Source organism: Vibrio sp. 2092 (assembly GCF_033339635.1).
Lineage (GTDB): Bacteria > Pseudomonadota > Gammaproteobacteria > Enterobacterales > Vibrionaceae > Vibrio > Vibrio alginolyticus.
The window spans coordinates 64,704-86,193 of the sequence record NZ_JAWOUY010000018.1; the positions used below are offsets into that span (position 1 = coordinate 64,704).

Sequence of the window (21,490 nt, forward strand, 5' to 3'; positions counted from 1 at the left end):
CGGAATGAGGTTGTCGTCAACTCAAAAGGACGTTTTGTTCATTCTATACGCAATTGAGGCCGGTGGAAAAGCCGAGCCTGTACCAGGTGTAAAAATACTGGAGATGATCAACTCAGCTCGCCAGAGCGGTATTCATGGAACGAACTTCCGAACGTCATGCCACACGCTGGTGGAGAATGGCCTGTTGAACAAGTACCGGAATGCTTCTCTAAAGCTGGCCTTTAGGCTGACCGACGATGGCAGGGAACGTGCAGGAGAGATATACCGCAAACGGCTGGAGGAAGTGCAAGATAAGTAATACGCCCCATAACGGGGCGTATCGAGTTAAACGGCAAAGCCGTAGTGGGTGCCGTCCGGAAGTTCAACATCGAGGCGTAGCTTGCCACCGGAGGCCTCAACGTACCGCTTAATGGACGACAGCTTGAGATCTCGTCCAGGTTTTTCCATCTCGGAGACTGTCGGCTGTCTCACACCCAGAGATGCAGCAATTTCCCCCTGGGTAAGGTTCATGCGATCACGAAGCTCTGCCAAGTGGATGTTCAGTAACATCTCAGTGGCCGCTTTCTGTGCTTTGGCAACAACCTCAGGCTTTTCTGTTGCCAGCATTTGGTCAAGAGTTCTTGCCATAACGTCACTCCTTCTTCAATTTATCCAAGTGCGCCGCAAACTCGCGGTCTGCAATTGGGATCATTACTTCATAAAACCTTTTCTCGTCCCCGGTCTTGTTACCGGCGCAGAGAAGAATCCCCTTACGCTTTGGATCGAACGCAAAGAATGCCCTGATAGGATCTCCTTTGCTTTGGACCCGCAGCTCTTTCATGTTGCTGTAGGATGAACCGTTAACAGTATCCGCGTATGGTCTCGACAGCATGGGACCTCTATCTCGCAGCACCATCATCGAAGCCAGCACGTTGGCTCTATCGGTATCATCCAGTGCATCGAACCACTCATCAAAGGTGTCAGTTGTCTCGATGACCCACATGGTTTCTCCTTACTTAATATAGGTGCAATCCTATATAGATTCAAACCTATAATCAAGAAAAATCGGCGGCTATGGGGGACGAAATGCCGGTAAGTAGTCATGTGACTAAAATAGGGGGTAGAATAGGCCTCAATATAGTCATGTGACTAAAAGGTGTACTGAATGAACAACCTGCCCCTACTGCTCGACGCAAGAGAAGCCATTGACTACTACCACCAGCATCCAGACATGACTGATGCAGAAAAGGCCTATGTGGTCGCGTTCCTAAGCGGAGAGGGGCGCTCAAACAGTCAGATCAGAGAGGAACTGGGGATTGAGAAGGTATACACGGTTACACACCTGAAACGCGCCGGTACGCTGTCGGAGGAAGAGCTCACACTCTGGCTCAGAAATCCACGCAAGATCACCCTGGGACATGTGAGAGCCGTGGCTAAGTTACCTATCAGCAAGAGAGAAAAGCTCCTGAGGGATCTCCTGCATACCAGGACACCGGTTCATACATATGAGGCGATAGCGAAGGGCAAAGAAGTGGATAGGGATGCTGACATTAAGCGTCTGGAAACCCTGATGAGCGATGCGACGGGTAGGCCCATCAAAATTCGCTATAACCCCGCGAAGCGCTCCGGGGAGCTGACGCTGGGATTCTTCACGCTCGATGACCTGGATGACGTGTGCAAGGCTCTGGGGTTTGATCCAAGCGAGCAGATGTAAACCAGAAAACTTTCACATGTGAAAGTCTTGCAAGGTGTCTTTTTATTGTTTACAGTATCATAAAATGAATCTGTAAAGGTGCGCGATGAATGTGCTTCCAACGAAAAGCTGGCCTTGGGCGTTATAACTCAACCAGACCTGAGTGGCTGGCGGCGTACCGAAACGCAAGATGTATGAGAAGCTCAGGTAAAGAACCTGATGCTTCTCTTTCCGGGATAGCTTGGAAGGCGCAACTCATTGTTGCCCATGAAAGAGGCAGAATTGACAGCCTGGCTGTCCCTTTGGATGCCAGATTGATAGCAAAGAACCTCATCGACGAGATCCTTGCTGAGGAGAACTGATGGACGAAAAAATTACCTACGAAGAAATGCTTGAACAACTCGACCAGAAAGGCATCCGCGTCACCAACGGGGCGAGACGGCTTTATGTCGCGTTGAACAACGGAGTCAAAGCTGAGGTGCTGGGTAACTGCGGTCCCGCCACAATCAGCTTGGTTGACGGGATGATTGTTGTGGAAGAGCAGACTCTCCACTAAGGGCAGCAGCATGGGCAAAAAAGTACACATCATTTGTGGAAAGTGCGGCAGTGACGAGATGAACTTTGTCATCAATGGACACTGTCCAGACGATCCCCAGAATGTTGCCAGTATGTCCTGCTCAAATTGTTGCGAACTGACAGGCATAGCCGAGTGGTCGGAATTTAATGGACGTGAGCTGAAAGGTGAAGCCGTCGCCCTATCAACACCGGCAAACGTGAATGCTCTTCTAGGATTGCTTCGCCAGGCGATGGACAGCGTTGAGTATCGCCTCTATGGCGGGGGCATGTCATTGAGCGGTAATGATGCTGCCGAACTCATAGACCTCCAGGAGCGAGCTGAGAAGGTCTTGTCTGTTCTTCGGAGTGATCAGCATGAGTGATTTATACGAACCGCTTGAGTTTGTGTTCTGCGGCTTTAGGAAAGGGGACGCTGGGCTCTTTATCTCGGTAGCCACTTTGCGCGATGGTGTTTTAGGCCGTGAGATGTATTTCTCAAAGGGAAAAAGCAAAAGGCGCTGGGTTGTCGGTGGCATTTACTCAGGGGCCTCGTTTTCGGACAACGGAGCAAAAGGTCTGGATGATGCTCATTACGTTAAAGCATGGGAAGTGCAAGGCGACAAGATAGAGTGGCAAGCAAAAAGCGAGCAAGCCGAAGCCTTGGCGCGAAGCGAGAAACTTGAAGCCGACGATAGGAAGCGCAATGAACTCGAAGAGCTGATGCTACCCATCAGGAAGCAATATGGGGCATTAACAAAGCGACGTGATAGGGCAGGGGCCGCAGCTCTTGAAGAAGCTGTCCTGAGAGCGCTGAGAGCGCCCATCAGGAAGGCTGAGGAGAAATAACCGTGGAGCCAGTCTTAGCTAAAGCATTCGCCGGTTTTAAAGTCGTAGCTGTAAGTGCCCATCAGATTGGCTTTTCGGCTTTTTTTGCCATTGGTGTTTGCTGGCGCTTTAGGGGTCGCAAGTACGCCATAGAACAGGATACCAACAAGTGCCGCTTGCCACGCGAAAACAGCAACCAGAATCCAAAAAGCAGCAGCCAGAACCGGCAGTTTGTGCAGAAGGTTGAGCACCGGCTTGGCCCAAATCACTGCCGGGATAGCCAGCACTGCGTAACCCCAGTTGGTTGCCTCAAGCATAGCCAGGCCAAGAACAACAACAGCCATCAGCGCGATATTCAGTACATGTTTCATGGTCATCTCTCCTTTTCAACTTACACTTTTATCCTATCACAGCATTAAAAAATGCAACTGTGAAAGGGCGTTTTTCATTCAAAAAGAGGTGACACTTTGAGTGCAATTATCAGCAAGTGCGGCATGTACAGATACCGTCTGGAAAGGGATGTGCAACCCGAAGGCCTTGTGTTCGGTTATTTTGGTGTAAACGGCTCTACGGCCACGGCCACCGAGGACGATCACACGGTCAGAAAGTGGATAGGGTTTACCAAGGTCAACGGAGGGAGGCGATTCATAGTCGGTAATGCTTTTGCTTTTCGGGCGACCGACGTTCGAGAGCTGGCTACGGCGGTTGATCCTGTCGGGCCTGAAAATGAAATCCACTTGGAAAGGATTATTCGGGATGCTGATGTCTTGGTGCCCTGCTGGGGGAGCCGAACTAAGCTGCCTAAGTCTTTGCATGTTCATTTGGACAGGCTTTTAGAGCAGCTCGTTGCATCTGGGAAGCCGGTATTGGCATTTGGCGTGACTGGTTCGGGGGACCCGAAGCACCCACTAATGCTTGGATATTCGACAAAACTTGTGCCCTGGGGAGGAAAATAATTATGTCGATGCTTGAAGCACGTTACTTCGTGGCAAAGATAAGCGATGCACAGGCCGTGCTCTGCGATGAGGAGCTGGCGACACTGGAAAGGCTGATCCGGAAGGTTGATGATGGCCGCAGAGCAAATGGCAAGAGCTCGCTTACTTGCGTTGTTGTCGAAGAAGATTGGCCGAACTGGCAGCAAACGGTTGACTCTGTACTTTCACTTGCTGACGGGAAAGACAACGATTGGACCAATGCCACACCAGAACAAATCAAGGCCTTTTGGGTCGATGACTCAGTTTGGAAAACTCTGGATGGCCGGGATAAATGGATTGAAGATCTCGACCTGCTGGTGGACGGTTCCCCGGTGGCTTCTGAGTGGGAACCTTTTGGCTTGGAATCAGGGCAGTCTGTCGTCATACGAGGCGGATGGATAGAAGGGAATGCCTTGAGTGATGATGGCGTACCGCTAGTGCAGGCATTCGTCGCTTGGAAACAGGGCCAAGACAACCACTAAAGGAAAATTACTTCGGAAGGGCGGCTATGGCCGCTTTCTTTTTAATATTTACAGTATCACATAATGATACTATGATGTTGTTAATTTACTTGGGGAGGCGCTTATGCTCACTGCTAAATGTATAGGGTGCGGATGCACCGATGATCACGCTTGTGTTGAAAACGGTCAACCGTGTCACTGGCTTCGCGTGAATAGAGTGGAAGGTATCGGGGTCTGCTCTTCGTGCCCGGATGCTCTCAATCAATTCGCATCGACCAGCCAGGAACAAGCAACTGGACAGGATGACTACCGGAACAGTCCAGAATGGAAGGATTTTTCATCACGCATTGGTAATGCACTATGCGGGGGCCGGAGCAAAGCAAAGTAAGGTAAAAACGGCTATGCCGTTTTTTATTTGTCTATTACGGCATCACATTATAAGCCTGTAAATGCTGAATCTGTAATTGCCCAAAATGGGCGTGAGCAGGGGCGGGGTGTGAGGTCGTTCTAAGGCAAAATACTTTGTACTGGCAGAACAAAGAAAGAATGAACTTTCACATGTGAAAGTTTTTGGGGTACGGGATGGAACAAGCAATTCAAAGTTACTTGGCTGACGACCGGCAATATCAAGACAGGATTACCGCAGCTCTCAGCCAGGTTGAAGAGAAAGGTGCAGAGTACGAAGCTCTTTGCCAACAGCGTGCTCAGTTGGGGATCTGGCAAAAAATTATAACGTTCTGGCAGTTTCGTCGAGACATCGCCGTTATACGTTCAGCACTAAAAGGCCATAACAGCGATTTGCGGTATTTGCGCCGTGGGAGAGACCAGCTCAAAGAGGGATTGGTTTCTCGGGCCGTGAAGCAAGCGATTGACGGTAGCCAGATTCTGGAACGAATCACCCAAGCTCAAGATAGGCTTGACGCCGCATCTCGACTCCACGAGAGCAACAAGCGACTGGTGGACATGGGGCAAAAAGCCTTACGTGAAATCAGTGAGGCCTCTTCCAGTATTTCATCAGCACAAACAATGGAGGTTCTCGACCTTGTGACTGACAACAAGGGCATTTCCGTCATGTCGTCGATGTCAAACTCCTCGGCCAGCAGTGAAATAGACGATGCGAAGAGAGCTGTGAAAGCCTTCGCAAATGCGCTGGGGGATCATCGTGACATTGTGGGCTCACTGCACCACTCAATGGCAACTGAGTTTATCGATCTGGGTATGGACTTTGCCGGTTTGAATGATGGTTTCGACTTTGGGAGCGTCTTCTCGCTGTTCAGCTTGTCGTCTGCCAGTTCCTCTCTGGACAAAGTAGAGTCTCGCGTTGAATCTCTGATGCCAGATCTAAGACGAGCCGCCTCCAATTCGGCAGCAGAGTATGCCCGTGTTAACGAAGAGTTCTTTGGCCTAAAACAACAGGCCTGTTGCCAAGTGCATGAGTTGCTGGTGACAAATGGTATAGACGTGTCAGTCAAGCGCGTTGAGTCCGCCGTGAACAGCTACAGAGTTGGAAGGTGATATTTACAGCATCATAAAATGAACTTATGATGTGAGGTGATCAACAAGTCGAAATTTATTTAAAGGATAAGCGATGAGCGATATTACACAGCAAATGGACAAACTTGAGATTCCAATCAAGTTGTCCTTTCCAGTCATCAACGTTAGCACTTTTGAGCTGGGCCGTGCAGAGAGCGTTTTCTCTGACATTGCAAAGAAAGTCGGCAAGCACTTTATTGTGATGCCATTCAAGAAGCTGCCCGATCCAGGCACGATGAAGGCAATGGTGGACGAGTCCAAGAAGTCCTCCAAAAACGGTGTTGTCGTGTTCGACACTTTCTTTTTCGACCGACAACGTGCAAACCCGGAAACACTCCCAGCCCTCAAGTCATCACTGACCTATCTGGAGAATGAGGGGATCAACTACATCATCGCTGGCAAAGACGTCTTCAATGAAGAGTTCGTTTATCACATCGATCTCCCGGCTATGAGCAATCAGGAAATCCTGAAACTGCTCCAGACCTGTGAAGATAACGTGAAAGATGGTGGAGTCTTCGAGAGCAACGAACGTGCTGTCATCGCAAACCACGCCCTGGGCTTGTCACACACCCAGATGAAGAACGTCTTCACCTATTCCGCTTACTTGAAATTCAAGGGTGAAGAATACCTGGGCGAGATCCGAAAAGAAAAAGCTCACATCTTGCGTGATGTCGGCCTCGATGTGCTTGAGGCCATTGATATTGGGAATGTCGGTGGGCTCGAAAACCTCAAGGAGTTTCTCCAGATACGTAAAGCCGGTTGGGACAAAGACCTTCCGGTAAAAGGTGTCCTTCTGGCCGGTGTACCTGGTGGTGGTAAATCGCTGACGGCAAAAGCCGCTGCCGGTGTACTTGGCACTACCTTGGTTCGCCTGGATATGGGCCGTTTCTATAGTAAGTATCTCGGTGAAACCGAGCGCCAGTTCAATCGTGCATTGCAGACCATTGAGCAGATCGCACCCGTTGTTGTGTTGATTGACGAGATGGAGAAGTTTTTTGGTAATGCCGATGGCGAACACGAAGTATCCAAGCGCCTGCTGGGCTCTTTCCTCTACTGGCTTCAAGAGCGCAAGAAGAAGATCTTCATTGTGGCGACGGCCAACCGGGTTCAGTCGCTGCCTCCTGAATTGATGCGAGCTGGCCGCTGGGACCGAGCATTCTTCATTGATCTGCCAAGTGTGGCTGAGCGCCAGAAGATTTTCGAGATCCACCTCGCCAAGCAGAAGGCCAACATCGCCGCGTTCGATATGCCTACGCTACTGCGTACCACCGAGGGATACACCGGGGCAGAGATTGAACAGGCCGTCATTGACGCGATGTATCTGGCGAACGCTCAGGACAAAGAGCTCAACAATGAAGCGCTGGTGGATGCGGTCACTCGCATTACCCCGACCAGTGAAACTCGCCGAGAAGACATCAACCAGATTCGCAGTTTGCGGGATCAAGGCTTCTATCCGGCCAATAACTTCGATGTTCAAGAGCAGAATGGCTCTGGACGAAAACTCGCCATCGAGGACTAAGCGATTAACTTTGTCATGCCGGAACACGGCATGACCCCCGAAACAACTCAGGAGTGATGAGATGAGCCATATCGTAAAAGGCAAGGTGCAGGTCGCCTACAAAGACAAAGAGCTGCTGTTGAAGGCTCTGGAGGGAGTTGGCGTCGTTGTTGAAAACGAAAAGCTATACCGCGTGGGCGCTGGCTACACCTTCGAGAAATACCCGATTGTTCTGATCGACCAGAACAACAAGGAGCACCGGATTGGCTACAAGGAAAAAAACGGTGTTTGGGAGCAGTACCAGGAAAACTACGGCTCTTATGGCCGCTGGACGCAGCAGGCAAGCAGCAAGGTGCAGGATCGCTACATTGCCTTCCACTACGAGCAGCAGTTGAAAGAGGAAGGTTTCAGCGTGACGGTGAAGCAGCATCACGATGGCACTTTGGAACTGGAAGCTGAGGAAGCTGTTTGGTAATAGCGCCAAGGCAATCAGATTAGTTGAACTTAACGACGAGGTGACAAAGTGAAAAAGGTAAACATCAAGATCAAGGGCGGCAAGATTGCTGCCGATTTCACGGGGTTTCAGGGTAAGACCTGTGAAGCGCTGGAGCAGCGTATTCGCCCGGAAGAGCTCGAAGTCGAAGAAAAAGAGCTGAAACCCGAGTACCACTTCAATGCTGGTCAAACCCAGCACGAAACGGAACAGAACGAATGGTGATGAGAAGGACAGGGCGCGTCCCCCTTCTTTTGCTGGTTGGTCTCATGGTCGCAGCTCCTGCGGCCTTTGCCAGTGACTTTGTGACTGGCGTAATGGTGGGGCAAATGCTCTCAGATGACTCAGGCAGCAAGAAGGTAGAGGACACTGGCCCGGAGAGCAAAACGGTCATTGATTACCATGACGGTCAGCCAGTTGTGACCAAAGTGGAGGCCTTCAAAAGCAATAAATGGCGCAAACTGGATGGCCCTCAGGGCGGCTATTTTGTTTGCCCAGGTGAATACCGTAGCTATTCGGGAAGGCTGCGTTGTCGCGTCCATGATGACGGGCTCAATGGCTTTATGGGCGGTATGACTGATGCTCAGGAGCTACCGCTCCAAGAAGCTCTGACCAAGTTGGAAGGTAAACCCATCTCCCTGCAAACCATTGAAGTCCACGGGAACAACCTGGCAGTCAAATACCAGTTAGCACCACCAGCACAAACGCACGTCAAAACTCAGGACCTGGGGGTGGTTAAGCAAGATGGTGAAATGCAGAAGGTTGCCAGCCAACCACCAGCGCTATCCATAGAGACTGCACCAAAGAGTGAACCTCCCAAGCAGATTGGTGCTGCACAAGACACCGACCGCAATACCAGTGCGTTTCAAAGTCCGTTCGAGGAGGTAAGTGACTCCATGATCGGTCTAATGGATAGCTCTTTCGTCAAAGTCATAGCGGGGTTGATGCTGGTGTTTGGGGTTGCTAGTGGAATTATGAGGCAGAGCCCATCAGGAATTGTGATGGGGATAATGCCTGCAATTATGATCATGACCGCGCCAACGGTTATTCGTACCATGTTCGATACAGGCGCGGCCAGTACCAAGCCAGTGGAAGATAGCGGAAGCTCATTTCCTTTCTTCTTGGTGGCAATAGTGCCGGTGCTGATTTTCTTTGCCTATAGAGCTTTTATGAACAACCGGAGCGACTCCGAAATTGATGAGTTGTTAAGAGAAGCCCGACGTGCTGAAAGGGCTGAACGACCAAGCAATGAGCCTCCCTCAGTGGATGAACTCCGTGAGCGCCAGCAACAAAACCCAGAAAGAGAACCGGTGGTTGTCAGCTCATCAGCTCCGGCACCAAAGGTGCAAAAGGAAGAGCCAATCGAAGTACAGCCAGGCAAGCGCAAAATTATTTTGGATTAGTGGGGTAGGTTATGAGCAAAAAGCGCATCGTAATCAAAAATGGTGAGGTCTGCGGGTTTGCCGATGAGGTTTCCTTCAAAGGCCTTGAAGTGCAGGAATACAGTAAAACAAGGGTTTCGCGCATCGTGCCGACGAGCGGCATTCTAATGATTGCGTTCTATGTTATTCGCGGACTTTGTTCAGACGAGTCAAAGATTGCGGCATGGACTCGTGTTTGGCGTTGCCAGTGGAAGGTGCTGATCGACGGTAAAAGCTATGGACCATTCAGCAGTCGTGCGGATGCTATCTCGTTCGAGAAGGACGAGATCTACAAACAAGGCAAATTCTTTGCCGATGCCACTCACGAGGCGGCAGTATGATGACACGGGCGGCTATGGCCGCGCTGTTATCCGCGTTGGTAATAGGCCTTGTGTCTGATTTGTCCGCACAAGAGCTGGTGGTAAGCCAGGTGGCTATAGACAAGTCCACTGAGGTGGAGAAAGAAGCTACCTTCCACAACCGCAAGTGGGTGTTAAGGACGGGGCAGGTTAGTGGATTCTTCATCTGCCAAGGAGATAACAAAGACATTTACTACCGGCATGACAGGGTGGGCGCTCACTGCCAGAAGACATCGACTGGGTGGCGCAATGTACTGGGTCTCAGGGACGATGTTCCGGAAGTTGAGCTGAGCGTGTACCTGGGGACCGTTGAAGGTGTCCCCGTGAAAGTCCTTCATCAGGAAGTGGATGGTTACGATCTGAAAGTGCAGTACAAGGTTGCACGTAAAGGGTCAGCAAATGAGTGAGAGTGTGCGTCGGTCAACGCCGATGGTAAAGATTAAAATCCTGCCGAGTTTCGTAGGGGTTCCCTTCCCGTCGGTGCTACTTATCGTTGCGGGGCTCCTTAATGGCCCTTTGTGGGGCTTTGCCGCATTCGTCTTTCATATCGTCATCAAGCGGTACATCTACAGAGAATACCGGAGGTTGCCATATCCGATGCCAACCGGCTCAAGGCCTATGGATGAGTTGAGCGAGCTCCTTGTAAAGGGGATACCGGAGGAATTTTTCCGGCGGCTTGACGCAGCTTGCAGCTCTGATGCGTCAGTACAAATAACCTGCCCAAAGAAATACCGGCTGCTCAAAATGTCGTTGAATCGCTATGCCAACCGCGCTGGTTGTTACCCGCAGTTCCGGGAGGGGGATGAAATAGCGATTGAGGTAACAGAGCAGAGACCAAGAAAAGCAGGAGCAGGGAAGGGCTTTCCAAGTATTCAAGTTCTGAAAGCGTCAGAGGGTGTTCTGAGTGAACCGGAGCAGCCTATCGAAATTCAGAAAGATAAGCGCAAGATTATCTTGGATTGAGGTGGGTTGGAATGCGGTCATTTTTATACAGAATATTGCTTCTTTGCTTCGTCATTATCGTCCAGATAGGGCTAATCGCCATTGATGCGAGCCCGTTGGTTGTTGCTATGTTCCTCTCGCTAACAGCTTTAGTCGCTGGGGTCTGGATGGCGTACCTTCATTCCCGATTTTTGATGGCGGTGACTCCAGTAGTTATCTCTGTGCTAATGGCGACCCTCGCCATGAAAATGTTTGAGCCGAGACTCTTTGTTTCTGCCAGCGAAAAAGGCTGGTTCCCTTTGTCATTGTTCGTCTCGATACCGTTTTACTTCTACTTGAGTTACTTGCTTGAGATAGAGGAGAAGAGACGTACATTCCGGGCCAATGTGATTGGGTTTTTGCGTGGAGTTTCGGAAGAGATCCGTCGTTCAACCAGAGAGCATAGAGATCAAGGTGAGATAAGACACGGTGGAACAGAGCTGGGGAGTATTGACGAACTACAAAGGGGCGAGGCCAAAGAGCCAGAAGTCATCAGCTCTACATCGGACCAGAAAGAACAAGGCACTCCCAAGCGAGACAAGAGAAAAATCATTCTGGACTGAACATGGAACAAATCAGAAAAGGCTTAACCCTCGAATACGCAAAAGAGAAGCGTGAGAAGCTCTTGGCGGAGCTCAAATCAGATGAACACTACAGCCAGACTGAAACAGTAGCCTATGGGCACCACGACCCGCTCAGCGTTCCTGTGGCAGCCTGCGATAGTTGTCATGGCCGGGCGCAAATGCAGAAGGTTATAGGTCCTCCTGTGCGCTGGAATATGGTCTGCCTGGGTTGTGGGAAGGCGATCCAACAAATCCAGAAACGACCGTGGCAAGCAGCAATGGCGTGGAACCAAATTAACTTGGGAACACAGGACTACAGACAACTGCCCCTCTTTGGACTTGGGAGTCTGTCTCCTGAATCAGCAAGACAGAGAATGGTGGGAATACGCAGGAACCTGGAGCTGAGAAAGAGCCTCGCCGGTATCGAGAGGACGATAGCCCACAAGGAAGGTCAACGCCCACCAGGGAAAGAGTACCAGCAACGACTGGAAGCATATCTGCAATGGGCCATGCTGGCGCTGAGGTTGCTCAAAGTCAAAGCAAGTTAGTGGTGAGAAGGAAGAGAGAACCCGGTACTGTAAAGCGCCGGGTTTTTTATGCCGCCCTGTTTACAGTATCAAAAAGTGATGCTATAAAGTGAGCAAGTCACAAGGAGAACCAACGAATGGCTGTTATCAACTCACTCCGCGCTCTCAAAGGCGTAACCGCCCCCGAAGAACTGAAAAAAGGGGATGGATTCACTATCTCTCCTCAGCTTCTGCTGGAGGAAGAAGGGTTTAACACCCGTGGCGCTTTCTGCGAGGACTACTACGAGCGCCCGGACATCAAAGCTGGTATTCGAGTGCTGGCCGATGCTTACAAGCGTGGCGACTATGTTCCGCCGATCATCGTCAAAGTTATCGACGGAAAGGTGTATGTCCGTGAAGGTCATCGCCGTCGCCGCGCCATCCTGCTTGCTATAGAGGAAGGTGCCGACATCCAGTTCGTGCAGGTCGTAGAGCACAAGGGCGATGAAGCCGAACAGAGCCTTCTGATCGCCACCAGCAACGATGGGCTCCCTCTTTCTCCACTTGAGCGAGCCGTGATCTACGCTCGGCTTGCAAACTGGGGGTGGAGCGACCAGATGATTGCCCAACGTGTTGGCCGCTCGGCTGAGCACGTTCGTATCGCCCGTGCCCTTTTGGAGATGCCTCTGGAACTGAAACGGATGATTCAGGAAGGCTCTGTGGCTGCCACCTACGCTCAGGAGCTCTACAACGAGCACGGCACCAACGCTGTTGAGATCCTGAAAAAGGCGCAGGAAGAACAGGCCAGTGGCAATGACGGCAAGAAGGCCCCGAAAAAACTGACCAAAAAGTCTGTCGAGAAAGGTCCCCGCCTGGGCAAAAAGGTGGTTGAAGCCATGCACCGAGGCGTGAGCTCTATTACCAGTCGTCTGGACAACATCAAGCCGAACGATGACGGTGAAACGTTCACCCTTACCCTGAGCCGGGAAGATGTTGATGCGTTTCAGGAGCTGAAAGCCAAGCTGGCGGAGCTGGAGCCCAAAACTGACGAGTCCAATGAAGACCAGCAAGAGCTGGATTTGGCGGGTAATCAGTAATGGGGCGCTGTACTGTTGAGGATGCCATCCAGTTGCTGGAAGGGGGAACCATTGTTGCGGTCGTACCGGCGTCATCCGGACCAGATACGCTGGTGGTTTCCTCTATCAGGCTTGAATCCGGACTGACAGTACAGTTTTCCCCTCCAGCGGCAGCCAGTGTCAGTGTTCAGCTCGCGGAGCTCGATGATGAACAGTGACAAGAAATCGTCTGAACTAGCCAGACTGAGGCGTCAGCATCAGCTAGTTTGCTCTGTCATCGCAGCCTTGCTCATCTGTGCAGGTATATATGGGACCGTTGCACGTTTGGGCTTCATCCTGATGGCGCCATTGTTTGTTATCGCCTTAGGTGTGTTAGTCGATGCGTTCCTGCCAAGGGTAAGTTGGTTCTTCTGTGTGCGGGACGTGAGAGACATATTTGGGTGGAGAAAACGATAGTGGCGAAGTTGAAGGTTTATGGCGGGATCACTTATGGGGCCGAGGGGCAGTTCAGAACTGTCGTTGCGGCCACAAGTAAGAGCAAGGCTGCTTCAATTCTGAATATCACGATTTACCAGATGAATAGCTGGTGGACGGAGACTTTTAACAAGTACGAGGTCGAGGCGGCGATGTCTGAGCCGGGGGCTATTTTTTCAAAGCCTCTCGATGGCAGAGACCCATTTGTAAAGCAGGAAGGATAATTGTGAGAAGTGTTTTTGTATGGTTGAAGGCCGGGGCAATACTGGCTTTCCTATTCTTCGGTATTGCTGGTGCTGTCAACCGGGTCTATTGGGTTAACAGCCAAGGTTTGAGCCAGGGGTCGATGTCATCCACATTGGTTAAAGAAAAGTTTGGCCTAGACCTTGGTGCAATGTGCCGTTATGACAAACCCCAGCATGTCGAGTTCAAAGTCCTTCCTGATCAGACAATCCAGTTCCGCTGCTCATGGTTTGAAGGTGGCGGATTAACCTGGTGGCCTTTCTACACCGAGCATGATGTAAAGAGCGCCGAGGCGACCTCTGTGCTCAATGACATATTCCAGGGTACGGAGGGGCATGATGAGTAGCCAGCTAGAACTCTTTCATGTCCAAGAGGCGTATGCCAAGGCCGATAAGCCGTTATCGAATGAGGAGCTCTACGATTCGGTGGCAGAGCTCGCTGGAATCCCGAAAAGCGCTCTGAATGAACAAAGTGAAATTGGCAAGGCAAAGGTCAAGCGGAGCAAGCTGAAAAGACAGATACGCTGGTATCAGCAAACCCTCAAGTCGATGAACCTTCTCCAGAAGGTGGACGGCGAGCGGGGTGTCTGGGAGCTCTCAAGCAAAACCAAGAAGGGCCTGCATGAAGCGCTAGGTGGCGTTCGACTGGTCGCTTATTCAACAAATCTTGGGCTGGCGGTGTGGTCAAACAACAAGAGCTTTTTCTCTGACCTCGATGAGCCGGTGCATCTGTGTGTGACATCTCCGCCGTTCCCGCTCCGTATACAGCGTGGCTATGGAAACGTTGATGAAGCCAAATGGGTGGATTTCATTACTCAGGCACTCGAACCGATAGTCAAGAACCTGGTGCCAGGAGGAAGCGTTGTCCTGAATGTCAGCAATGACATATTCGAGGCCAAGAGCCCCTCCAGATCTCTCTACGTTGAGCGAATGGTGCTGGCGCTCCATGATCGGCTTGGGCTCTCTCTCATGGATAGATGGCCGTGGATCAACCTGTCAAAACCACCAAGTCCGACCCACTGGGCTTGTGTGAACCGTTACCAGTTGTGTGCCGGGTGGGAGCCTGTTTATTGGTTCACCAACGACCCTGACAGGGTGCGTTCTGACAACAGAAGGGTCCTGATCCCTCATACAGAGAAACATCAGAAGCTGATGGCCCAAGGCGGTGATAACAGAGTGGTCAGTTATGGTGACGGGGCATATCGACTGAGAGGGAACGCATTCTCTAACGTCACGGAAGGACGGATACCGAAAAACGTTATCCAGCGCGGCCACCGTTGTGCGGATACTCTGGAGCTTCGGAGAATCGCTAGAGAACTGGGGTTGCCACCGCACCCGGCAATGTTCCCAACAGACATACCTGAAATGGCTATCCGCTTTCTGACGGAAGAGGGCGACCTTGTTGTTGATCCGTTCAGTGGGTCGAATAAGAGCGGGTTGGCCGCAGAAAGGAATAACCGGCGCTGGATCGCCTGTGACATCATTCTTGAGTACATTCGCACCCAGGCGGAAATGTTCACCGGCTTTGATGGATTTTGGATGAACCCGGCCATAGCAGCAGTGGGCGGGGGAGCGTTGAATTAAGAGAACAATGCCCATGAATTTAAGTATTATCGCAAGAGTCTTGCGCCAATTGGCAATTATTTTTGTCCTCTCCGTGCTTCTTGTGGCCGGATATATCTACTATGCCGGTAAACAACATCAGCAGGCAGCAATCAACTTTTGGGGTGAGCAATACCAGCCTGATGCCATCTCGACGCAAATTGATTGGGGGTTTATCGGTAATTGGGTTATTCCTCGCGGGGGGCCAATTATTTCTCCGGGCATTGCTGGAGTGTGTCCCAATACACCACTTCCCGTTGTGCCTCTTAAAACTGGTCCTGATGGCCGGGGTTATGTTCTCTGTGGCATTGGAAGTGAGGCTGTCGCTACCAGCTTTGATGTCAATGACATCCAGGATGAAGAGATACGAAACACATTAAAAACGATGTTTGAGGAAGAATTTGAAAAAACTGTTAAGGGGGATAAATGGACACTCAAGAACTGAACCACATGATAGCTGAGGCCTACAGCCGGGATTTGCAAAAGCCTGAGCTGGTATCGTTCAAAGAGGTGAGTCGCTGGGGGCGTAAGTACGGTTTCCCCGTCGTATGCACTCTGGCCGATGAAAGTGAAGAAAAGCAGATTCACTGGGCTGCCAGTTTGCTCATTCAAGTAGCCGGTACTTGGCCGCGAGAAGATATGCCGGAATTGCTCACACCGGAACGGGGCTCCGCGCTGTTCAACGATGCGATGCAGTTATTGGCGAATGGGCTTGGAGCAGCAAATCAATTGCGCTGACAGCACAAACCTTGTCAATAAGCGGCCTTCATGGCCGTTTTTTTGTTTAAAGTTTGTTTTAACAGAACCATAATTAGATATTGCAGTATCATTTTATGATCGCTACAATCTTTCACATGTGAAAGTTTGGGGGTGGTCTTGATCACCTGCGAGAAACCAAAATAGAGGTGGGTATGGCAAAAGTAATCAGCTTCGCCAACCAGAAAGGCGGAGTGGGTAAGAGTACCCTCTGTATCCAGCAGGCCTTTTATCTGGCGTTACAGAAGAAAAAGAAAGTGCTGGTCTTGGATATGGATGGTCAGGGGAACACGTCCTCTCGACTGGCCCCCAGACGAGAGCTTGAGGATGGTGACTACGAGCCCATCCTCACTGGAACCAAAACCGCAGAGCTGTTCGCTTACGAGCTGGACGGCATTGAGGTCATGCACTGCCCTTGCGGTGCAGACCTCATTCATACGCCGAAGAATGACCCGGATCTGTTTGAGATGGAGGCTGTGCCTCTTGACCAAGCCATGAATCCGGCTCGCCATTTGGCTGAGCTGTTTGAGAACTACGACTACGTGCTGATTGATTGTCCGCCTAGCCTCGGCAGAAAGCTGGTGGCAGCGTTGGTGATGTCTACCCATGTGGCATGTCCGGTAAAGCTCTCTGGCTTCGCTGTGGACGGCGTAGAAGGTCTCCTGAACACGATTATTGGTGTGCGCGAGGCATACAACCAAAATTTGGAGATCCTGGGCATCGTGATCAACGACATGGACCGCTCTGTCAATCACGACAAAGCCCTCAAGTCGCTGGAGAACACAGTTCCGGATCTGCTGTTTGAGAACAAAATTATGCACCGGCCTCCGCTCGATACGGCGACGACTGATGGCATCCCTGTCTGGGAGCTTCGCTATGGACATGTCGCGGCCAAAGAGGTTGAGGCGGTGTTGGAAGAACTATTAGAGAAGGTGGGCTAAGCGATGGCATTGAACAATTTAAAAGGCCTGTCCGAACTTGCTAAAGCCGCCAAAGGCAAGAAAGGCAAAGAGGTTCTTACCGTACCTGTTGACGACGTTGTATCCAAGGTCCAGGTTCGTAAGCGCTTCCGTAACATTGAAGAGCTGGCGGCAACCTTGCTGACCGAAGGGCAGCAATCTCCGATCATCGTGTTCCCGAAGAATGAAGAAGGCAAGTTCGTCATCCAAAAAGGGGAGCGGCGTTGGAGAGCGTGTAAACACGCTGGTATCGAGACCATTGACCTGGTGGTGAATGATAAGGTCCAGAACAATTTGGACGAGACTGCTGGTGAGCTGATCGAAAACATCCAGCGGGATGACTTGACTCCGGTAGAGATTGCCGAGGCGTTAAACCTGTTTATTGAAGAAGGTTGGAAGCAAAAGGATATTGCTGATCGGCTCGGTAAGAATATCACTTTCGTATCTACGCATCTGTCGTTGCTCAAGCTACCTGACTGTGTGCGTGAGTTATACGATAATGAAGTATGTTCTGATACAGAGACCTTGAATAACCTTCGTCTCTTGTTCGATCTGAATGAAGAAAGATGTCGCGCCGTCTGCGCGGTGGCTATGTCTGACGGGATTACTCGTAAACAAAGCCGTGAGCTGCTGAATGATGCCAAACGTATCAAAGACGAAATGGAAAAAGGCCCACTGACTGGCTCCCACCAGAATGATGAGCTTGGCGCTGGCAACACCGACGAGCAATCCCTCAACTCGGGTGGGGATGGTACGTCGGAACAAACCGGGAATGACGACCTGAACCTTGCCCAGGAGGAACTGGAAGGGGGTAAAAATTCCAATGGTCAGGACGATGATGACGAAGACCCTTTGCGTGATGAAGAGGGTGAGCACAAAGATCCTGTCAAGCAGCCAGATAACAGCGGCAAGGACAAAGATGAAGAAGGCGGTGATGCTCTTCCTCCTCTGCCGAAGGACAAGGAATGGAAGAACGTCCGGGCTGACAGTTTGATTTTTGCTGTCAACGTTAACCTGGATGGCGAGACCAAACGTGGAGTCATCATGACCGACCGTGTTGCTCTGGTTCCGTCTACTGTCTGGGTTAAAACGCTCGATGGCGAAGGCAAGGAAAAGCATGTTCATGTGCCTGTGTCAGACATTGAACTCCTGAGTGTCGAAGGCTAATAAAGGAGGCCCAGCCAAAGAGGTTGGGCCTGTCAAGAACAGGTGAATATGAAGATCTCACAGGACATGAAAAGAAAATTTGCTTTGGTGAATGCCCTGTCTAAAACGGAGAAGCCAAGTCTCCAAGACCTTCACAAGGCAACAAATATTCCTGAATCAACGATCAAGAGACAGTTGTCTGCCCTGCGTGATGAGTTCGGAATGAATATCTTGTTCGTCAGGGAGTCTACCGGCGAACGAGGTGCCACCGGCTACTACATGCTGACAGACTGGGGGATCTTAGACAGGTCTTCGTTCTTGAACCGGTACGGAAAACTGTAAGGTGCCATAGAGCAGCGCATTGAATGCAAAACCCGCCAATCGGCGGGTTTTTTTATGCTGCCACGGTAGCGGCGGTTGCTGGAGGTTTTTCGGCGTAGTAGGCGATGTTCTTGGTTCGTCTGCTAAGGGTGTCTATGCCGACGATACTCAGCGTTTTGGGAGTGGTATTGCGGGACTCGAAATAATGGAATAGCTGGATCATGCAGCACTTCACCATCAACGGATCGATGTCTTCCAGGTAGATTGAGGCTTCTCTCAATGCTTCGGGACCGTGGTTCTCGATCAGGTTTTCCATCCAGTGAATGGCGTTGATGCCAGAACCACAGCAGGGCTCATAAAAGTCTGCCGAAGACTGTGAGCCAACAATGAGTGACATCAAGCGGCCAATCTCTGGAGGAGTGGGGAAGTAATTGGTGCCCTTCTTGTGGAAGCCAGACATGCTTAGGACGTAACCCAAAACATCGCTGGTGGGGTCGCGCTTAATGGCGGCAGACAGGACGTGAGAGAGCTCGAAGGCGACCGGCTGAAGTTCTTCCGGGATCTCCTCCTTGGCTGGGTATAGGCCAGTCTGCAAGTATGCCCACTGGTCAATAAAGGCCTCAACAAACCGAGATGTGCCCATTCTGTATCGGGACTGCTCGATGAGAGATAAAGCCTTGGATGTAAGTTGCTGTGTTTCTGGTGACATAAGCGCTCCAGTTTGTTCTGACGAAACATTCAAGAGGTAGAAACGAAGAACCCCGCCGAAGCGAGGTTCTTTGCTTTCCTGCCTGATCGCCTTAATGCCGAAGCAAAGACGTCTTGATAAAGTCGGGGCAACCGGACATTTCCCGGTCGATGAAGTCCTGACGTTTCGCCAGCGGCCATTTCATGAACGCCGCGAGCGGGATGCGCTTATTCGTGTTAGTATTGCCTTGCAGCATAACAAAGCTCCTTAATTGCTTGATTGTGTTGTAAGGGCTGCAACGAAGGTCGAAGAGCGATGCGGCCCTTATTTATGATTATTACAGCATCATAAAATAATATCAAGAGACAATAAAACGATACCAAGAAACAAAACTTTCACATGTGAAAGTCTCCCCGCTGTCCACCTCGCACACTCCAAACGCCCAAACGCCCAAATAACTTGTCTATCTGCCCAAAATGGGCGCGTAAGCGTCCGATAGAAAGTAATTGTTAGTGAGATATTGACTACACGGAATATGGCTATATCATAGAATCATAAAATGATGCTGTAAAAGTGATATGTATGCCAAAGCAAGCAAATCATCTCCGTTTGAAGAAACCTTGCGCCAACTGTCCATTCCGGAAGGAGGGCGCTATCGAGCTGGCCCCTGGGCGATTAGAAGGCATCATCAACGACATCGTTGAAAACGACATGACGACGTTTCATTGCCACAAGACCGTGCACTCAAAGTCAGGTGGTGAATGGGATGAAGAGGGTAACTATGCACCTTCGGGACAAGAGTCGATGTGTGCCGGTGCTGCGGCTTACTTGATGAAAATAGGCAGGCCGACAGTGGCTATGCGAATTGCCTTTGCGTTTGGTGATGCAAAGGTGTCCGACTGGGACGAAGCTCAAGAGCTGGTTGTCGAGCCTTTGGTACAAGGGGACCGAAATGAGTAAGCGATATGCGGTAGTGCCGCATCCGAAACTGAAACGAGAGTACAAAGGTCGGCTGGTCAGAACTACTCGGGTACTAAAAAACGGCTGGGGGTTGATCCCTCTAGGGGCTGTGGCAACGGTCACGCATCAGTCTCCCAAGGGATCAGAACTGACCTTTGAACCATGCGACTGCTGCGGCCTGAAAGCCATTATCAGTCATGTAAGCATGGACTCCATTGAATTTATCGAACCGATTACTGAGGAAGAAGATGGACGAGAACAAGCTCAACATTGAAACGGTCGATGGGCACAACGAGCTGGTAGTCAGCTTTTTGTCCAGAATGGTAAGCCTGAGTGACGAGGAAAAGCAGACAGTATTGTCCTGCCTTCCGGACACCGGCAAACAAACAATCACCCAGCTCTATGAGGCGCTGCGTTCTCAAGGGCACCAGGATCTTGCAGAGAAAGTCGAACCATACCTCCAGCAGGGGGTGTTTGGGCCGATCTTCGATAACGCCAAGTCCAAGGTGTTCGTTCGGGACGAAGCGCCTTTTTTCCTCATGGATGAAAATCCTTTGAACTGGGATGACGCTAAAGCATTCAATCGCCTACGTATGAGTACGACCTGTGTTCTTGGCCGTGGCGGCTGGACTATCGGTGAGCGCTTTGATGACCGCTTTGATACCGAGGTGGGCGGAACACAGCTTATCGTCACTCAGTCACTCAACGAAAAAGGTGAGATTGAAGGAGGACTTCCTACCTCGATGTCGCTGAATGACTTTGCTGAGTTCCCTAAACAGCCAAGGCCTCCTCAAATAGTCGATTACCAGGAAGACAAGCGATACACGCTTGAGGAAGCGGAAGCTATCCCTGAGCTCGCACCAGTGGTTCAGCGTCTGAAAGAGCGCATCGAAGAGTATGAGGAGAGAAGAGCCCATGATTGACCTGACATGCCGCCTTTGTGCTGGTTCCGGTGTTTATGACTTTTCCCCTTCCAAAGAAACCTGCGGTATGTGCCAAGGGCATGGGAAATTTGTTGACGCCAAAGCAATGCTGGTGGCTGCCATCGAGCTGGCAAAGAAGCAACGCGAGCCTGTCATTGAAGTGGTAATGGGGTTGGTGCTCCAGGGTGTGGATGTTAGAGGGAAGGAGCCTGGAGAGCGGTTCAAGGCTGCTCAGGCCTTTAACGCCCCAGGGCACAACCTATTACGATACGGGTGGGATGCTTGGGAGCTCTATGCCCTCCATGAGGGTGTAAGTCCAGAACTTGCATCGCTTGGCCGAAGTGTGATGCGCGAGTGGCATAGCCATTCATGGGGCCGGTTCAGTGGAGAGGTAGGCTTTAACGCCGCCGAGATCATGATCAAACAGGCCAAAGACAACCCAGAAAAAGCAGAAGAGCGCTGGGCGTTCCTGCTTAGTGAAGAATGGATGGTGGAGTAATTG

36 protein-coding genes are annotated in these 21,490 nt (G+C 50.9%); 31 read left to right on the forward strand and 5 right to left on the reverse strand.

Features of this window, described 5'->3' with window-relative positions; genetic code table 11:
* Positions 1-4: 4 nt before the first annotated feature.
* The gene (locus R7P80_RS23235; RefSeq protein ID WP_001239998.1) at positions 5-298 is read left to right on the forward strand and encodes a hypothetical protein; all 294 of its coding nucleotides are present in this window, start codon (positions 5-7) and stop codon (positions 296-298) included.
* 26 nt (positions 299-324) lie between these two features.
* Here the strand turns inward: R7P80_RS23235 and R7P80_RS23240 are convergent, their stop codons facing one another.
* Entirely contained in the window at positions 325-627 is a 303-nt protein-coding gene (locus R7P80_RS23240; RefSeq protein WP_000124640.1) for an XRE family transcriptional regulator, read from the reverse strand.
* A gap of 4 nt (positions 628-631) precedes the next feature.
* On the reverse strand, positions 632-982 hold the full coding sequence (locus R7P80_RS23245) for a type II toxin-antitoxin system RelE/ParE family toxin (protein ID WP_000270043.1): 351 nt from the start codon (positions 980-982) through the stop codon (positions 632-634).
* Between the two features lie 162 nt (positions 983-1,144).
* Between R7P80_RS23245 and R7P80_RS23250 the strand changes: the two genes are divergently transcribed.
* The 4 genes from R7P80_RS23250 (at position 1,145) to R7P80_RS23265 (ending at position 3,073) form a co-directional block, all read left to right on the forward strand.
* A complete protein-coding gene (locus R7P80_RS23250) occupies positions 1,145-1,693 on the forward strand; it encodes a hypothetical protein (RefSeq protein WP_001061573.1) in 549 nt (182 codons plus the stop codon).
* Between the two features lie 340 nt (positions 1,694-2,033).
* Positions 2,034-2,228 carry a hypothetical protein gene (locus R7P80_RS23255; protein WP_000343597.1) on the forward strand — a complete coding sequence of 65 codons (195 nt, stop codon included), beginning with the start codon at positions 2,034-2,036 and terminating at the stop codon, positions 2,226-2,228.
* Positions 2,229-2,238: 10 nt separating this feature from the next.
* Positions 2,239-2,610, forward strand: coding sequence for a hypothetical protein (locus R7P80_RS23260; protein ID WP_000516918.1), 372 nt, complete (start codon positions 2,239-2,241; stop codon positions 2,608-2,610).
* Complete coding sequence (locus R7P80_RS23265) at positions 2,603-3,073, forward strand: hypothetical protein (RefSeq protein WP_001281821.1); 471 nt, start codon at positions 2,603-2,605, stop codon at positions 3,071-3,073. Before R7P80_RS23260 ends, R7P80_RS23265 begins: the two co-directional genes overlap by 8 nt.
* A gap of 14 nt (positions 3,074-3,087) precedes the next feature.
* On the opposite strand, the gene R7P80_RS23270 is transcribed toward R7P80_RS23265, so the two are convergent.
* Positions 3,088-3,423, reverse strand: a complete 336-nt coding sequence (locus R7P80_RS23270; protein ID WP_000683477.1) for a hypothetical protein — start codon at positions 3,421-3,423, stop codon at positions 3,088-3,090.
* Between the two features lie 96 nt (positions 3,424-3,519).
* Between R7P80_RS23270 and R7P80_RS23275 the strand changes: the two genes are divergently transcribed.
* From R7P80_RS23275 to R7P80_RS23380, 22 genes are all read left to right on the forward strand, one after another.
* Positions 3,520-4,008, forward strand: coding sequence for a DUF1643 domain-containing protein (locus R7P80_RS23275; protein ID WP_001273096.1), 489 nt, complete (start codon positions 3,520-3,522; stop codon positions 4,006-4,008).
* Between the two features lie 56 nt (positions 4,009-4,064).
* Positions 4,065-4,508, forward strand: a complete 444-nt coding sequence (locus tag R7P80_RS23280; protein ID WP_343075053.1) for a hypothetical protein — start codon at positions 4,065-4,067, stop codon at positions 4,506-4,508.
* A 561-nt stretch (positions 4,509-5,069) separates the two neighbouring features.
* Complete coding sequence (locus R7P80_RS23285; RefSeq protein ID WP_000434070.1) at positions 5,070-6,002, forward strand: hypothetical protein; 933 nt, start codon at positions 5,070-5,072, stop codon at positions 6,000-6,002.
* A 73-nt stretch (positions 6,003-6,075) separates the two neighbouring features.
* On the forward strand, positions 6,076-7,539 hold the full coding sequence (locus R7P80_RS23290) for an AAA family ATPase (RefSeq protein ID WP_001280522.1): 1,464 nt from the start codon (positions 6,076-6,078) through the stop codon (positions 7,537-7,539).
* 61 nt (positions 7,540-7,600) lie between these two features.
* Positions 7,601-7,993 carry a hypothetical protein gene (locus R7P80_RS23295; RefSeq protein WP_000018404.1) on the forward strand — a complete coding sequence of 131 codons (393 nt, stop codon included), beginning with the start codon at positions 7,601-7,603 and terminating at the stop codon, positions 7,991-7,993.
* A gap of 48 nt (positions 7,994-8,041) precedes the next feature.
* The gene (locus tag R7P80_RS23300) at positions 8,042-8,236 is read left to right on the forward strand and encodes a DUF2997 domain-containing protein (RefSeq protein ID WP_000757530.1); all 195 of its coding nucleotides are present in this window, start codon (positions 8,042-8,044) and stop codon (positions 8,234-8,236) included.
* A gap of 44 nt (positions 8,237-8,280) precedes the next feature.
* Positions 8,281-9,414: a hypothetical protein gene (locus tag R7P80_RS23305; RefSeq protein ID WP_223369384.1), complete on the forward strand. Its 1,134-nt coding sequence runs from the start codon at positions 8,281-8,283 to the stop codon at positions 9,412-9,414.
* 11 nt (positions 9,415-9,425) lie between these two features.
* Complete coding sequence (locus R7P80_RS23310) at positions 9,426-9,773, forward strand: hypothetical protein (RefSeq protein WP_000039129.1); 348 nt, start codon at positions 9,426-9,428, stop codon at positions 9,771-9,773.
* The gene (locus tag R7P80_RS23315) at positions 9,770-10,198 is read left to right on the forward strand and encodes a hypothetical protein (protein WP_000988988.1); all 429 of its coding nucleotides are present in this window, start codon (positions 9,770-9,772) and stop codon (positions 10,196-10,198) included. Before R7P80_RS23310 ends, R7P80_RS23315 begins: the two co-directional genes overlap by 4 nt.
* Positions 10,199-10,220: 22 nt before the next feature.
* Positions 10,221-10,754 (forward strand): hypothetical protein, encoded by a 534-nt coding sequence (locus tag R7P80_RS23320; RefSeq protein WP_001348525.1) that lies wholly within the window; start codon positions 10,221-10,223, stop codon positions 10,752-10,754.
* Between the two features lie 11 nt (positions 10,755-10,765).
* Positions 10,766-11,335 (forward strand): hypothetical protein, encoded by a 570-nt coding sequence (locus R7P80_RS23325; RefSeq protein ID WP_001256126.1) that lies wholly within the window; start codon positions 10,766-10,768, stop codon positions 11,333-11,335.
* Positions 11,336-11,337: 2 nt separating this feature from the next.
* Positions 11,338-11,883 carry a hypothetical protein gene (locus R7P80_RS23330; protein WP_000435225.1) on the forward strand — a complete coding sequence of 182 codons (546 nt, stop codon included), beginning with the start codon at positions 11,338-11,340 and terminating at the stop codon, positions 11,881-11,883.
* Between the two features lie 116 nt (positions 11,884-11,999).
* Positions 12,000-12,938: a ParB/RepB/Spo0J family partition protein gene (locus R7P80_RS23335; protein WP_000268394.1), complete on the forward strand. Its 939-nt coding sequence runs from the start codon at positions 12,000-12,002 to the stop codon at positions 12,936-12,938.
* A 183-nt stretch (positions 12,939-13,121) separates the two neighbouring features.
* A complete protein-coding gene (locus R7P80_RS23340; protein WP_001348524.1) occupies positions 13,122-13,373 on the forward strand; it encodes a hypothetical protein in 252 nt (83 codons plus the stop codon).
* Entirely contained in the window at positions 13,373-13,615 is a 243-nt protein-coding gene (locus R7P80_RS23345; protein ID WP_001096360.1) for a hypothetical protein, read from the forward strand. The genes R7P80_RS23340 and R7P80_RS23345 overlap by 1 nt, the downstream gene beginning before the upstream one ends.
* A gap of 122 nt (positions 13,616-13,737) precedes the next feature.
* Positions 13,738-13,980 (forward strand): hypothetical protein, encoded by a 243-nt coding sequence (locus tag R7P80_RS23350; protein WP_225452413.1) that lies wholly within the window; start codon positions 13,738-13,740, stop codon positions 13,978-13,980.
* Entirely contained in the window at positions 13,973-15,217 is a 1,245-nt protein-coding gene (locus R7P80_RS23355) for a DNA-methyltransferase (protein WP_000098294.1), read from the forward strand. Before R7P80_RS23350 ends, R7P80_RS23355 begins: the two co-directional genes overlap by 8 nt.
* 13 nt (positions 15,218-15,230) lie before the next feature.
* Positions 15,231-15,680, forward strand: coding sequence for a hypothetical protein (locus R7P80_RS23360; RefSeq protein WP_001053910.1), 450 nt, complete (start codon positions 15,231-15,233; stop codon positions 15,678-15,680).
* Positions 15,662-15,973: a hypothetical protein gene (locus tag R7P80_RS23365; protein ID WP_000380893.1), complete on the forward strand. Its 312-nt coding sequence runs from the start codon at positions 15,662-15,664 to the stop codon at positions 15,971-15,973. The genes R7P80_RS23360 and R7P80_RS23365 overlap by 19 nt, the downstream gene beginning before the upstream one ends.
* Positions 15,974-16,146: 173 nt before the next feature.
* Positions 16,147-16,932 carry a ParA family protein gene (locus R7P80_RS23370; RefSeq protein ID WP_001151305.1) on the forward strand — a complete coding sequence of 262 codons (786 nt, stop codon included), beginning with the start codon at positions 16,147-16,149 and terminating at the stop codon, positions 16,930-16,932.
* A 3-nt stretch (positions 16,933-16,935) separates the two neighbouring features.
* Complete coding sequence (locus tag R7P80_RS23375) at positions 16,936-18,117, forward strand: ParB/RepB/Spo0J family partition protein (protein WP_001207227.1); 1,182 nt, start codon at positions 16,936-16,938, stop codon at positions 18,115-18,117.
* A gap of 48 nt (positions 18,118-18,165) precedes the next feature.
* Positions 18,166-18,438, forward strand: a complete 273-nt coding sequence (locus tag R7P80_RS23380) for a helix-turn-helix domain-containing protein (RefSeq protein WP_000703827.1) — start codon at positions 18,166-18,168, stop codon at positions 18,436-18,438.
* A gap of 52 nt (positions 18,439-18,490) precedes the next feature.
* Here R7P80_RS23380 and R7P80_RS23385 read toward each other — a convergent pair whose 3' ends face one another.
* Together R7P80_RS23385 and R7P80_RS23390 are read right to left on the reverse strand one after the other, a co-directional pair.
* Positions 18,491-19,126 carry an N-6 DNA methylase gene (locus R7P80_RS23385; protein ID WP_000074431.1) on the reverse strand — a complete coding sequence of 212 codons (636 nt, stop codon included), beginning with the start codon at positions 19,124-19,126 and terminating at the stop codon, positions 18,491-18,493.
* Between the two features lie 91 nt (positions 19,127-19,217).
* Positions 19,218-19,361 carry a hypothetical protein gene (locus R7P80_RS23390; protein WP_000939033.1) on the reverse strand — a complete coding sequence of 48 codons (144 nt, stop codon included), beginning with the start codon at positions 19,359-19,361 and terminating at the stop codon, positions 19,218-19,220.
* A gap of 326 nt (positions 19,362-19,687) precedes the next feature.
* On the opposite strand from R7P80_RS23390, the gene R7P80_RS23395 reads away from it, so the two are divergent.
* The 4 genes from R7P80_RS23395 to R7P80_RS23410 are packed head-to-tail and all read left to right on the forward strand — an operon-like array spanning position 19,688 to position 21,487.
* On the forward strand, positions 19,688-20,065 hold the full coding sequence (locus R7P80_RS23395; protein ID WP_001125904.1) for a hypothetical protein: 378 nt from the start codon (positions 19,688-19,690) through the stop codon (positions 20,063-20,065).
* Positions 20,058-20,339: a hypothetical protein gene (locus tag R7P80_RS23400; protein WP_000044823.1), complete on the forward strand. Its 282-nt coding sequence runs from the start codon at positions 20,058-20,060 to the stop codon at positions 20,337-20,339. Before R7P80_RS23395 ends, R7P80_RS23400 begins: the two co-directional genes overlap by 8 nt.
* Positions 20,314-20,988 (forward strand): hypothetical protein, encoded by a 675-nt coding sequence (locus R7P80_RS23405; protein ID WP_000344149.1) that lies wholly within the window; start codon positions 20,314-20,316, stop codon positions 20,986-20,988. Before R7P80_RS23400 ends, R7P80_RS23405 begins: the two co-directional genes overlap by 26 nt.
* A complete protein-coding gene (locus tag R7P80_RS23410) occupies positions 20,981-21,487 on the forward strand; it encodes a hypothetical protein (RefSeq protein WP_000566443.1) in 507 nt (168 codons plus the stop codon). Before R7P80_RS23405 ends, R7P80_RS23410 begins: the two co-directional genes overlap by 8 nt.
* Positions 21,488-21,490 lie beyond the last annotated feature (3 nt).

What these genes read in the sequence shown, in the direction of transcription:
- R7P80_RS23395 (WP_001125904.1), top strand. Translation starts at nt 19,688, where the DNA reads ATGCCAAAGCAAGCAAATCATCTCCGTTTGAAGAAACCTTGCGCCAAC.
- R7P80_RS23390 (WP_000939033.1), bottom strand. Translation starts at nt 19,361, where the DNA reads ATGCTGCAAGGCAATACTAACACGAATAAGCGCATCCCGCTCGCGGCG.
- R7P80_RS23380 (WP_000703827.1), top strand. Translation starts at nt 18,166, where the DNA reads ATGAAGATCTCACAGGACATGAAAAGAAAATTTGCTTTGGTGAATGCC.
- R7P80_RS23325 (WP_001256126.1), top strand. Translation starts at nt 10,766, where the DNA reads ATGCGGTCATTTTTATACAGAATATTGCTTCTTTGCTTCGTCATTATC.
- R7P80_RS23260 (WP_000516918.1), top strand. Translation starts at nt 2,239, where the DNA reads ATGGGCAAAAAAGTACACATCATTTGTGGAAAGTGCGGCAGTGACGAG.
- R7P80_RS23265 (WP_001281821.1), top strand. Translation starts at nt 2,603, where the DNA reads ATGAGTGATTTATACGAACCGCTTGAGTTTGTGTTCTGCGGCTTTAGG.
- R7P80_RS23365 (WP_000380893.1), top strand. Translation starts at nt 15,662, where the DNA reads ATGGACACTCAAGAACTGAACCACATGATAGCTGAGGCCTACAGCCGG.
- R7P80_RS23270 (WP_000683477.1), bottom strand. Translation starts at nt 3,423, where the DNA reads ATGAAACATGTACTGAATATCGCGCTGATGGCTGTTGTTGTTCTTGGC.
- R7P80_RS23330 (WP_000435225.1), top strand. Translation starts at nt 11,338, where the DNA reads ATGGAACAAATCAGAAAAGGCTTAACCCTCGAATACGCAAAAGAGAAG.
- R7P80_RS23370 (WP_001151305.1), top strand. Translation starts at nt 16,147, where the DNA reads ATGGCAAAAGTAATCAGCTTCGCCAACCAGAAAGGCGGAGTGGGTAAG.
- R7P80_RS23400 (WP_000044823.1), top strand. Translation starts at nt 20,058, where the DNA reads ATGAGTAAGCGATATGCGGTAGTGCCGCATCCGAAACTGAAACGAGAG.
- R7P80_RS23255 (WP_000343597.1), top strand. Translation starts at nt 2,034, where the DNA reads ATGGACGAAAAAATTACCTACGAAGAAATGCTTGAACAACTCGACCAG.
- R7P80_RS23340 (WP_001348524.1), top strand. Translation starts at nt 13,122, where the DNA reads ATGATGAACAGTGACAAGAAATCGTCTGAACTAGCCAGACTGAGGCGT.
- R7P80_RS23310 (WP_000039129.1), top strand. Translation starts at nt 9,426, where the DNA reads ATGAGCAAAAAGCGCATCGTAATCAAAAATGGTGAGGTCTGCGGGTTT.
- R7P80_RS23305 (WP_223369384.1), top strand. Translation starts at nt 8,281, where the DNA reads ATGGTCGCAGCTCCTGCGGCCTTTGCCAGTGACTTTGTGACTGGCGTA.
- R7P80_RS23245 (WP_000270043.1), bottom strand. Translation starts at nt 982, where the DNA reads ATGTGGGTCATCGAGACAACTGACACCTTTGATGAGTGGTTCGATGCA.
- R7P80_RS23385 (WP_000074431.1), bottom strand. Translation starts at nt 19,126, where the DNA reads ATGTCACCAGAAACACAGCAACTTACATCCAAGGCTTTATCTCTCATC.
- R7P80_RS23320 (WP_001348525.1), top strand. Translation starts at nt 10,221, where the DNA reads ATGGTAAAGATTAAAATCCTGCCGAGTTTCGTAGGGGTTCCCTTCCCG.
- R7P80_RS23290 (WP_001280522.1), top strand. Translation starts at nt 6,076, where the DNA reads ATGAGCGATATTACACAGCAAATGGACAAACTTGAGATTCCAATCAAG.
- R7P80_RS23235 (WP_001239998.1), top strand. Translation starts at nt 5, where the DNA reads ATGAGGTTGTCGTCAACTCAAAAGGACGTTTTGTTCATTCTATACGCA.
- R7P80_RS23285 (WP_000434070.1), top strand. Translation starts at nt 5,070, where the DNA reads ATGGAACAAGCAATTCAAAGTTACTTGGCTGACGACCGGCAATATCAA.
- R7P80_RS23250 (WP_001061573.1), top strand. Translation starts at nt 1,145, where the DNA reads ATGAACAACCTGCCCCTACTGCTCGACGCAAGAGAAGCCATTGACTAC.
- R7P80_RS23240 (WP_000124640.1), bottom strand. Translation starts at nt 627, where the DNA reads ATGGCAAGAACTCTTGACCAAATGCTGGCAACAGAAAAGCCTGAGGTT.
- R7P80_RS23295 (WP_000018404.1), top strand. Translation starts at nt 7,601, where the DNA reads ATGAGCCATATCGTAAAAGGCAAGGTGCAGGTCGCCTACAAAGACAAA.
- R7P80_RS23405 (WP_000344149.1), top strand. Translation starts at nt 20,314, where the DNA reads ATGGACGAGAACAAGCTCAACATTGAAACGGTCGATGGGCACAACGAG.
- R7P80_RS23375 (WP_001207227.1), top strand. Translation starts at nt 16,936, where the DNA reads ATGGCATTGAACAATTTAAAAGGCCTGTCCGAACTTGCTAAAGCCGCC.
- R7P80_RS23350 (WP_225452413.1), top strand. Translation starts at nt 13,738, where the DNA reads ATGTCATCCACATTGGTTAAAGAAAAGTTTGGCCTAGACCTTGGTGCA.
- R7P80_RS23355 (WP_000098294.1), top strand. Translation starts at nt 13,973, where the DNA reads ATGAGTAGCCAGCTAGAACTCTTTCATGTCCAAGAGGCGTATGCCAAG.
- R7P80_RS23335 (WP_000268394.1), top strand. Translation starts at nt 12,000, where the DNA reads ATGGCTGTTATCAACTCACTCCGCGCTCTCAAAGGCGTAACCGCCCCC.
- R7P80_RS23410 (WP_000566443.1), top strand. Translation starts at nt 20,981, where the DNA reads ATGATTGACCTGACATGCCGCCTTTGTGCTGGTTCCGGTGTTTATGAC.
- R7P80_RS23315 (WP_000988988.1), top strand. Translation starts at nt 9,770, where the DNA reads ATGATGACACGGGCGGCTATGGCCGCGCTGTTATCCGCGTTGGTAATA.
- R7P80_RS23360 (WP_001053910.1), top strand. Translation starts at nt 15,231, where the DNA reads ATGAATTTAAGTATTATCGCAAGAGTCTTGCGCCAATTGGCAATTATT.